This window comes from Pseudomonas sp. P97.38 (assembly GCF_001269745.1).
Lineage (GTDB): Bacteria > Pseudomonadota > Gammaproteobacteria > Pseudomonadales > Pseudomonadaceae > Aquipseudomonas > Aquipseudomonas chlororaphis_E.
This window is the reverse complement of record NZ_LHVJ01000003.1, coordinates 57,804-67,448: the sequence shown is the minus strand read 5'-3', so window position 1 is coordinate 67,448 and position 9,645 is coordinate 57,804. Positions and strand designations below refer to the sequence as shown.

At 62.1% G+C, this 9,645-nt stretch carries 9 protein-coding genes; 5 read left to right on the top strand and 4 right to left on the bottom strand.

The window, feature by feature from the left end:
• Window positions 1-1,219, bottom strand: a 1,219-nt coding sequence (locus AD664_RS00350; RefSeq protein ID WP_053143623.1) for a DEAD/DEAH box helicase, incomplete at its 3' end; no start/stop codon positions are given.
• A gap of 193 nt (window positions 1,220-1,412) precedes the next feature.
• On the opposite strand from AD664_RS00350, the gene AD664_RS00345 reads away from it, so the two are divergent.
• Window positions 1,413-2,711, top strand: coding sequence for a mechanosensitive ion channel family protein (locus tag AD664_RS00345; RefSeq protein WP_053143621.1), 1,299 nt, complete (start codon window positions 1,413-1,415; stop codon window positions 2,709-2,711).
• 111 nt (window positions 2,712-2,822) lie between these two features.
• Here the strand turns inward: AD664_RS00345 and AD664_RS00340 are convergent, their stop codons facing one another.
• The 3 genes from AD664_RS00340 to AD664_RS00330 all read right to left on the bottom strand — a co-directional run bounded on the left by AD664_RS00340 (window position 2,823) and on the right by AD664_RS00330 (window position 5,335).
• A complete protein-coding gene (locus tag AD664_RS00340; protein ID WP_042731677.1) occupies window positions 2,823-3,689 on the bottom strand; it encodes a carboxylate/amino acid/amine transporter in 867 nt (288 codons plus the stop codon).
• 580 nt (window positions 3,690-4,269) lie between these two features.
• Window positions 4,270-4,869, bottom strand: coding sequence for an FMN-dependent NADH-azoreductase (locus AD664_RS00335; RefSeq protein ID WP_053143619.1), 600 nt, complete (start codon window positions 4,867-4,869; stop codon window positions 4,270-4,272).
• Between the two features lie 151 nt (window positions 4,870-5,020).
• Window positions 5,021-5,335, bottom strand: a complete 315-nt coding sequence (locus AD664_RS00330) for a hypothetical protein (RefSeq protein WP_042731675.1) — start codon at window positions 5,333-5,335, stop codon at window positions 5,021-5,023.
• Window positions 5,336-5,385: 50 nt separating this feature from the next.
• Between AD664_RS00330 and AD664_RS00325 the strand changes: the two genes are divergently transcribed.
• The 4 genes from AD664_RS00325 to AD664_RS00310 all read left to right on the top strand — a co-directional run bounded on the left by AD664_RS00325 (window position 5,386) and on the right by AD664_RS00310 (window position 9,597).
• On the top strand, window positions 5,386-6,309 hold the full coding sequence (locus AD664_RS00325; protein WP_042731674.1) for a LysR family transcriptional regulator: 924 nt from the start codon (window positions 5,386-5,388) through the stop codon (window positions 6,307-6,309).
• A gap of 12 nt (window positions 6,310-6,321) precedes the next feature.
• Entirely contained in the window at window positions 6,322-7,125 is an 804-nt protein-coding gene (locus tag AD664_RS00320; RefSeq protein WP_053143617.1) for an alpha/beta fold hydrolase, read from the top strand.
• A gap of 4 nt (window positions 7,126-7,129) precedes the next feature.
• Window positions 7,130-7,684 carry a peptidylprolyl isomerase gene (locus tag AD664_RS00315; RefSeq protein ID WP_042731672.1) on the top strand — a complete coding sequence of 185 codons (555 nt, stop codon included), beginning with the start codon at window positions 7,130-7,132 and terminating at the stop codon, window positions 7,682-7,684.
• An 80-nt stretch (window positions 7,685-7,764) separates the two neighbouring features.
• Window positions 7,765-9,597 carry an ABC transporter ATP-binding protein gene (locus tag AD664_RS00310; protein WP_053143615.1) on the top strand — a complete coding sequence of 611 codons (1,833 nt, stop codon included), beginning with the start codon at window positions 7,765-7,767 and terminating at the stop codon, window positions 9,595-9,597.
• Window positions 9,598-9,645 lie beyond the last annotated feature (48 nt).

The window sequence follows — 9,645 nt, the reverse complement described above, 5'->3', positions numbered from 1 at the left end:
CTTTCTTCTTGTCGCCCTTGCCGTCGACCTTTTTCTTCTTCACGCCAACGGCCTTGCCCGACGCCTTGACCTTTTTCGGCCCGCTGTAGGTGCCCTTGACTTCCTTGATGGTCCGGCGCTCGAAGCTCTGCTTGAGGTAGCGTTCGATGCTCGACATCAGGTTCCAGTCGCCGTGGCAGATCAGCGAGATCGCCAGGCCGTCATTGCCGGCGCGGCCGGTACGGCCGATGCGGTGCACGTATTCGTCGCCGCTGCGAGGCATGTCGAAGTTGATGACCATGTCCAGGCCGTCCACATCCAGGCCGCGGGCGGCGACGTCGGTGGCGACGAGGATTTTCACACCGCCCTGCTTGAGGCGGTCGATGGCCAGCTTGCGGTCCTTCTGGTCTTTCTCGCCGTGCAGGACGAAAGCCTTGTATTCCTGCGCCACCAGGCGACCGTAGATGCGGTCGGCCATGGCGCGGGTGTTGGTGAACACAATGGCCTTTTCGTAGGTTTCGTTGGCCAGCAACCAGTTCACGATCTGCTCTTTGTGCTGATTGTGGTCCGCCGTGATGATCTGCTGGCGGGTCGTGGAGTTCAGTTGGCTGACCGCGTTGAGCTGCAAGTGCTCGGGGTTGTTCAGCACCTTGGCGACCATCTCGCGCAGGCCCGAACCACCGGTGGTGGCGGAGAACAGCATGGTCTGCTGGCGATTGGCGCACTCGTCCACCAGGCGCTGCACGTCTTCGGCAAAGCCCATGTCCAGCATGCGGTCGGCTTCGTCCAATACCAGCACTTCGACCTCCTTGAGGTCCAGGTTGCCGGCGTTCAACTGTTCGATCATCCGCCCTGGGGTGCCGATCAGGATGTCCGGCACCTTGCGCAGCATGGCGGCCTGGACCTTGAAGTCTTCACCGCCGGTGATCAGGCCGGACTTGATGAAGGTGAACTGCGAGAAACGCTCCACTTCCTTCAAGGTCTGCTGGGCCAGTTCACGGGTCGGCAGCAGGATCAGGGTCTTGATGCTGACGCGGACCTTGGCCGGGCCGATCAGGCGGTTGAGAATCGGCAGCACGAACGCGGCGGTCTTGCCGCTGCCGGTTTGCGCCGTCACCCGCAGGTCACGCCCTTGGAGCGCGAGCGGAATGGCCGCTGCCTGCACGGGCGTTGGCTCGACAAATTTAAGCTCGGCCACGGCTTTGAGCAGGCGTTCGTGCAGGGCGAATTCGGAAAACACGGGTGCTACCTCGAAGAAATGCAAAAAAACAGCTGCATAGGGTAACGGTTTCGAGCGCGAAGGCCGAGTTTCTTTATGCAAAGGCCGACAATATGCGATTTTTTCCGGCCTCCGCGCGCGCTAACGGTCACCTCGGTCGGCTTAAATGCTCTAATCGCGCCATCGCGTCTTACAGAGAAGAACCGTTTCGTCCATGGATATCAAACAACTCTGGGTCCACCTTCAAGACCTCTGGGGTGCCCTAGACCAGCACCCGCTCCTGCACTCCGGCATTGCCCTGATGTTGCTGCTGGTGATTGCGCTGGTGCTCGGGCGCGTGGCGCGCTACCTGATCCTGCACGCTGCCAAGCTGCTGGGGCGCCAACCGGCCCTGCACTGGATCAATGACCTGCGCCAGAACAAGGTCTTCCATCGCCTGGCGCAGACAACGCCGTCGCTGATCATCCAGTTCGGCCTGCACCTGGTGCCGGAACTGAGCAAGGCCAGCCTGGTGTTCCTGGGCAATGTCGCCACGGCGTTCACCATCCTGTTCATGGTGCTGGCCCTCAGTGCGCTGCTCAGTGCCCTGCTGGATGTCTACGCCCGCACCGAGCACGCGCGCACCCGCTCGATCAAAGGCTACGTGCAACTGACCAAGATGGTGCTGTATGTGTTTGCCGCGATCATCATCGTCGCCACCCTGATCGACCGCTCGCCGCTGTTGCTGCTGTCCGGCCTGGGTGCGATGTCGGCGGTGATCCTGTTGGTCTACAAGGACACCTTGCTGTCGTTCGTCGCCAGCGTGCAGTTGACCAGCAACGACATGTTGCGGGTCGGCGACTGGATCGAGATGCCCCAGGTCGGCGCGGACGGCGACGTGGTGGACATCACCCTGCACACGGTCAAGGTGCAGAACTTCGACAAGACCATCGTCTCGATCCCGACCTGGCGCCTGATGTCCGAGTCGTTCAAGAACTGGCGTGGCATGCAGCAATCCGGCGGCCGACGCATCAAGCGCAGCCTGTTCATCGACGCCAGCGGCGTGCGTTTTCTGCATGACGAGGAAGAACAGCGCCTGACCCAGGTGCGGCTGCTGACGGACTACATCAGCCGCAAGCAGGCCGAGCTCAAGGCCTGGAACGAAGCCCAGGGCAACGTCGCGGCGATGTCGGCGAACCGTCGACGCATGACCAACCTGGGGACCTTCCGCGCCTATGCCCTGGCGTACCTGAAAAGCCACGCCGAGATCCAGCCGAACATGACTTGCATGGTCCGCCAGTTGCAGACCACGGCCCAGGGCATCCCCCTGGAAATCTACTGTTTCACCCGCACCACGGTGTGGGCCGACTATGAACGGATCCAGGGGGATATCTTCGATTACCTGCTGGCGGTGATGCCGGAGTTCGGCCTGAGCCTGTACCAACAGCCCAGCGGCACGGACCTGCGCTCGGGCCTGATGCCGGCGGTGTTGGGGGCGAGCCACCTGCCGGAGCCGCAGAAGCAGGTGGTCTAAAGCCAACCACCACCCCCCTGTGGGAGCGAGCTTGCTCGCGATAGCGGTGTGTCAGAAACATAGATGCTGACTGATACTCTGCCTTCGCGAGCAAGCCCGCTCCCACAGTGGTCAGGGTGAAGGCTGAGGTTGGCGTACCCCCAACCGGCTGATCCACACCGCCGCCAATATCACTGACCCGCCCAGCAGCAAGCGGCCCAGTGCTTCGTGCTGGTTCCAGATCAGCAGGTTCAGCAGCAACCCTACCGGCACATGCAGGTTGTTCATCACCGCCAGCGTGCCGCCGTTGACCAGGCACGCGCCCTTGTTCCACCAGTACAGCCCCAGCGCGGTGGACACCAGGCCGAGAAACAGCAGCACGCCCCATTGCAGCGGTGCCTCGGGCCAGAAGTCGGCCTTGCCGAACAGCAGGAACGCCGGCAACGCCACCGCCAGCGCACCGAGGTAGAAATAGCCGAAACGCCGGTAGTGCGGCAGGTCGCTGGGGTGGCGGGCCACCAGGTGCTTGTACAGCACCTGGCCGGCCGCGTAAGTGAAGTTGGCCAGTTGCAAGAGCAAAAAGCCCATGAAGAAATCCGGGTTGATCCGGTCATAGCGAATCACCGCCGCACCGGCCACGGCCACCAGCGCCGCGATCAACGCCCAGGGGTTGAAGCGGCGGTTCAGTGCGTCTTCGATCAGGGTGACGTGCAGCGGGGTCAGGATGGTAAAGAGCAACACTTCTGGCACCGTCAACACCCGGAAGCTCAGGTACAGGCAGACGTAGGTCACACCGAACTGCAAGGCACCGATCAGCAACATGCCGCGCATGAACGACGGCTCGACCTGGCGCCAGCGCGTCAATGGAATGAACACCAGCCCCGCCAGCACGACCCGCACCAGCACTGCGAAATAACTGTCGACATGCCCGGCCAGGTATTCGCCGATCAGGCTGAAGGAAAACGCCTGGATCAGCGTCACAAAAAGTAGATAGCCCATACGCCCCTCGTTTCGAATGGCGGCGAAGATAGCGGTTTTACGCGGTGGGGGCGAGTTTGCTGGCGATGACGGCGGTGCATTCACAGATCCAGCCCAGCGCACACAAGATCCGTAAGCACCGCACTTCCCCTGTGGGAGCGGGCTTGCCCGCGAAAGCGGCGTGTCAGCCAACAAATTTGTCATTGATGAGCCGCCTTCGCGGGCAAGCCCGCTCCCACACAGGGGCCTTCTGTGTGGCGGTACATCCACAGATCCAGCCCAGCGCCGACAGGGATTGGCGGCGCACACAGAATCAGTGAGCATCACGCATTCCCTGTGGGAGCGGGCTTGCCCGCGAAAGCGGCGTGTCAGCCAAAAAATTTGTCACTGATGAGCCGCCTTCGCGGGCAAGCCCGATCCCACAAGGCGCCTATTGTGTGAGTGAAATCGCAGACAAAAAAAAGCCCGATCTCGCCAGGGCGTTCAATCGGGCTGATGCACTCAGGAGCAATAAGTGCAAAGGGAGGTTCGATGCGCAAAACGGTTTGAAGGGAAGCGCCAGGTCACTAGACCACCTGGCGATTACCCGAGGATTAACGGATCAGGCGACCTGAGAGAGCTTGGCATTGGCCTGGTTCAAGCCCTTCTCCTGGAAGTCGCCGCCCAGGTTCATGCCCTCGGCATGGATGAAGGTCACGTCGTGGATCCCGATGAAGCCCATGACCTGGCGCAGGTACGGTTCCTGATGGTCGGTGCTGCCGCCGGCATGGATACCGCCACGGGCGGTCAGCACGAAGGCGCGTTTGCCGGTCAACAGGCCTTGCGGGCCGGTGGGGGTGTATTTGAAGGTCACGCCGGCACGCAGTACGTGGTCGAGCCAGGCCTTCAAGGTGCTTGGAATTGCGAAGTTGTACATCGGCGCCGCCATCACCAGCACATCGGCGGCCAACAGTTCCTCCGTCAACTGATCGGAACGTTCCAGCGAGGCATTTTCGCTGGCGTTGCGTTGCTCGGCAGGCTTCATCCAGCCACCCAGCAGGTTGGCGTCAAGGTGCGGCACCGGGTTGACGGCCAGGTCGCGGACCTTGATCTCATCGCCCGGGTGCGCGGCTTTCCATTGGTTGATGAACGTCTGGGTCAGTTGACGGGAAACCGAGTCTTGCTGGCGGGCGCTGCTTTCGATGATCAGGACGCGTGACATGGGTTGTAGGCTCCATCTGAAAATGTTGTCAGTCGATGGAGTGAAGATTAAACATGAGCATATCGATGAAAAAGCGCAAATAACTGCTGTAAAGCATCGATAAATTCGTTTATAAGCGGAGCAAGCACTCGGCGCTTGCTCCGCTACGCCCTTATTTCGGTTGGCAGGTCAGCACGATGCGCAGCTTGATGATGTTGCGGTTGAACTTGGCCGTGGCGTTCTTGAACTTGCCGGCGGCGACTTCGAGCTTGCGGGTGCGTGGCGCTTCGGGGCCGTTGCGAAAGACCACCGTGCACGCCGCGTCCGTGTTGCCGTAGTTGTTGACCTGGATGGAACCGATGTCGGCATCGGTGTCGTAGGCGTTGTAGTCGATGCTCAGGCCGTTGAGGTGTTTCTCCACATCGATCGGGTACGCAAACGCAGTCAGCGGCAGCAAGGCCAGCACCGCACAACAGATTTTTTTCATTCGGCAGTCTCCACCCAGGGACCGCCAGCTTAGGACAAGAGGAGCTCAATATGAAAGCGCCCCGCGTGACCCTTGATCAATGGCGAACGTTGCAGGCCGTGGTGGACCACGGCGGTTTCGCCCAGGCCGCCGAAGTGCTGCATCGCTCCCAGTCATCGGTCAGCTACACCGTGGCCCGCATGCAGGACCAACTCGGCGTGCCGCTGCTGCGGATCGACGGGCGCAAGGCCGTGTTGACCGAGGCCGGCGGCGTGTTGCTGCGGCGCTCCCGGCAACTGGTGAAACAGGCCAGCCAGTTGGAAGACCTGGCCCACCACATGGAGCAAGGCTGGGAAGCGGAAGTGCGCCTGGTGGTCGACGCGGCCTACCCCTCGGCCCGCCTGGTACGGGCATTGACGGCGTTCATGCCGCAAAGCCGTGGCTGCCGGGTCCGGCTGCGCGAAGAGGTGCTGTCGGGGGTGGAGGAAGTGTTGCTCGAAGGCGTGGCCGATCTGGCGATCAGCAGTTTCAATATTCCTGGCTACCTCGGCGCGGAGTTGAGCGACGTGGAATTCGTCGCAGTGGCGCACCCTGAACATGCCCTGCACCGGCTCAATCGCGAACTGAGCTTCCAGGACTTGGAAAGCCAACTGCAAGTGGTGATCCGCGACTCCGGGCGCCAGCAGCCCCGGGACGTGGGCTGGCTCGGTGCCGAGCAGCGCTGGACCGTCGGCAGCCTCGCCACCGCCGCCACGTTCGTCAGCAGCGGCCTGGGCTTCGCCTGGCTGCCCCGGCACATGATCGAACGAGAACTCAAGGAAGGCACGCTCAAACGACTACCCTTGGATCAGGGTGGCAGCCGTAACCCGAGTTTCTACCTGTATTCGAACAAGGAAAAACCCCTGGGCCCGGCAACGCAGATCCTCGTCGAACTGCTGCGCACCTTCGACACCGCGCCGCTGGATGCACCGTTCGCCGCCCCTGAACAAGCCTGACAGGAGTCATCGATGGCCTACTTCGAACATGAAGGTTGTCACCTGCACTACGAGGAATACGGCCACGGTGCGCCCTTGCTGTTGGTCCACGGCCTGGGTTCCAGTACCCGGGACTGGGAACGGCAGATCCCGGCGCTGTCCGCCCACTACCGATTGATCGTCATGGACGTGCGCGGCCACGGCCGCTCCGACAAGCCTCGCGAGCGCTACAGCATCGAGGGTTTCAGCGCCGACCTGATCGCCCTGATCGAACACCTCGACCTCGGCCCGGTGCACCTGGTGGGCTGGTCCATGGGCGGGATGATCGCCTTTCAGCTGGCCGTGGACGAACCTGCACGGGTCAGGAGCCTGTGCATCGTCAACAGCGCCCCCGAAGTGAAGGTCCGCACGCCCGACGACTGCTGGCAATGGTTCAAGCGCTGGAGCCTGATGCGCCTCCTCAGCCTGGAAACCATCGGCAAGGCCCTGGGCGCCAAGTTGTTTCCCAAGCCCGGGCAGATCGAGTTACGCCTGGAAATGGCCCGACGCTGGGCAAAGAACGACAAACGTGCTTATCTCGCCAGCTTCGACGCGATCGTGGGTTGGGGCGTCCAGGAACGACTGTCGCAGGTCACCTGTCCAACGCTCGTCATCTGCGCCGACCATGACTACACCCCTGTGGCGCTCAAAGAGGCCTATGTAAAGCGGCTGCCAAATGCGCAACTGGCGGTCATCGCCGATTCACGGCACGCTACCCCGCTGGATCAACCCGAACGCTTCAACCAAACCCTGTTGCACTTCTTGAGCGCAACCGACTCCACCCCTCAGGATCACTGACCCCATGCTGAAAAAAATCGCCCTCGCCGCCGGTACCGTATTGTTCGCCGCCAACCTGATGGCCGCGCCTGCGCCTCACGTGCTGCTGGAGACCACCAATGGCCAGATCGAAATCGAACTGGACCCGGTCAAGGCCCCCATCAGTACCAAGAACTTCCTCGAGTACGTGGACAGCGGTTTCTACAACAACACGATTTTCCACCGCGTGATCCCCGGCTTCATGGCCCAGGGCGGCGGTTTCACCCAACAGATGCAACAGAAGGACACCAAGGCACCGATCAAGAACGAAGCCAGCAATGGCCTGCATAACGTTCGCGGTACCTTGTCGATGGCCCGCACTTCCGATCCGAACTCGGCCACCAGCCAGTTCTTCATCAACGTGGCCGACAATGCCTTCCTCGACCCGGGCCGTGACGCCGGTTACGCGGTGTTCGCCAAAGTGGTCAAGGGCATGGACGTGGTGGACATCATCGTCAACTCCCAGACCACCACCAAGCAAGGCATGCAGAACGTGCCAATCGACCCTGTGATCATCAAGTCGGCCAAGCGCATCGACTGAGGCACACGGCAAGCCTGAGCGGCGAGGCCAGTCGCGCGCCGCTCACAGCAAAAGGAGAGCCCCTGCCAGGGCATTGACCGATGGTTTATCGCCGTTTCGAACAACTGATCGACATCTTCCGCGACGCCCCCACTTCGGCACCGCCGAACCGCGTCCTCCCCTTCTACACCTATTACCTGAAACAGGTCTGGCCAAGCTTCGCCGTGCTGCTGGTGGTGGGCCTGGTCGGCGCACTGATCGAAGTGGCGCTGTTCAGCTACCTGAGCCGCATCATCGACCTGGCCCAAGGCACGCCCAACGTGGATTTCTTCAAGATCCACGGCCTGGAGCTGGCCTGGATGGCCGTGGTGGCGCTGGTCTTTCGCCCCATTTTCGTGGCCCTGCATGACCTGCTGGTGCACCAGACCCTGAGCCCCGGCATGACCAGCCTGATCCGCTGGCAGAACCACAGCTATGTGCTCAAGCAGAGCCTGAATTTCTTCCAGAACGATTTTGCCGGGCGCATCGCCCAACGCATCATGCAGACCGGCAACTCCCTGCGCGACTCGGCGGTGCAGGCCGTGGATGCGCTGTGGCACGTGCTGATCTACGCCATCAGCTCGCTGGTGCTGTTCGCCGAGGCCGACTGGCGCCTGATGATCCCGCTGCTGCTCTGGATCGCCGCCTACATCGGCGCCCTGTGCTACTTCGTGCCGCGGGTCAAGGAGCGCTCGGTGGTGTCGTCCGATGCTCGCTCCAAGCTCATGGGCCGGATCGTCGACGGTTACACCAACATCACCACCCTGAAGCTGTTCGCCCACACCAACTTCGAACAGCAATACGCCCGCGAGGCGATCCAGGAACAGACCGAAAAAGCCCAGCTGGCCGGCCGTGTGGTGACCAGCATGGACGTGGTCATTACCAGCATGAACGGCCTGCTGATCGTCGGCACCACGGGCCTGGCGCTGTGGCTGTGGACCCAATCGCTGATCAGCGTCGGCGCGATTGCCCTGGCGACCGGGCTGGTGATTCGCATCGTCAACATGTCCGGCTGGATCATGTGGGTGGTCAACGGCATCTTTGAAAACATCGGCATGGTCCAGGATGGCCTACAGACCATCGCCCAGCCGGTCAGCGTCACCGACCGCGACCAGGCCAAGCCCCTGGCGGTGGCCCGGGGCGAGGTGCGCTTCGAACATGTGGACTTCCACTATGGCAAGAAAAGCGGGGTGATCGGCGACCTCAACCTGACCATCAAGTCCGGTGAGAAGATCGGCCTGATCGGTCCGTCCGGCGCCGGTAAATCCACCTTGGTCAACCTGCTGCTGCGTCTCTATGACGTGCAGGGCGGGCGCATTCTCATCGACGGCCAGGACATTGCCGAGGTGAGCCAGGAAAGCCTGCGCTCGCGCATCGGCATGATCACCCAGGACACCTCGCTGCTGCACCGTTCGATTCGCGAGAACCTGCTCTACGGCAAGCCCGACGCCACCGACGCACAGCTCTGGGAGGCCGTGCACAAGGCCCGCGCCGATGAGTTCATCCCACTGCTGTCGGACGCCGAGGGGCGCACCGGCTTCGATGCCCATGTGGGTGAGCGCGGCGTGAAACTCTCCGGTGGCCAGCGCCAGCGCATCGCTATCGCGCGGGTGCTGCTCAAGGACGCGCCGATCCTGATCATGGACGAAGCGACGTCAGCCCTGGACTCGGAAGTCGAAGCGGCGATCCAGGAAAGCCTCGAGACCCTGATGCAAGGCAAGACGGTGATCGCCATCGCCCACCGCCTCTCCACCATCGCCCGGATGGACCGATTGGTGGTCCTGGAGCATGGCCGCATCGCCGAAACCGGCAGCCACGCCGAACTGCTGGCGCACGGCGGGTTGTATGCGCGGCTGTGGCAGCACCAGACGGGTGGGTTTGTGGGGATCGACTGAAATAGATCAACCACCACCCACCCCGTGGCGAGGGAGCTTGCTCCCGCT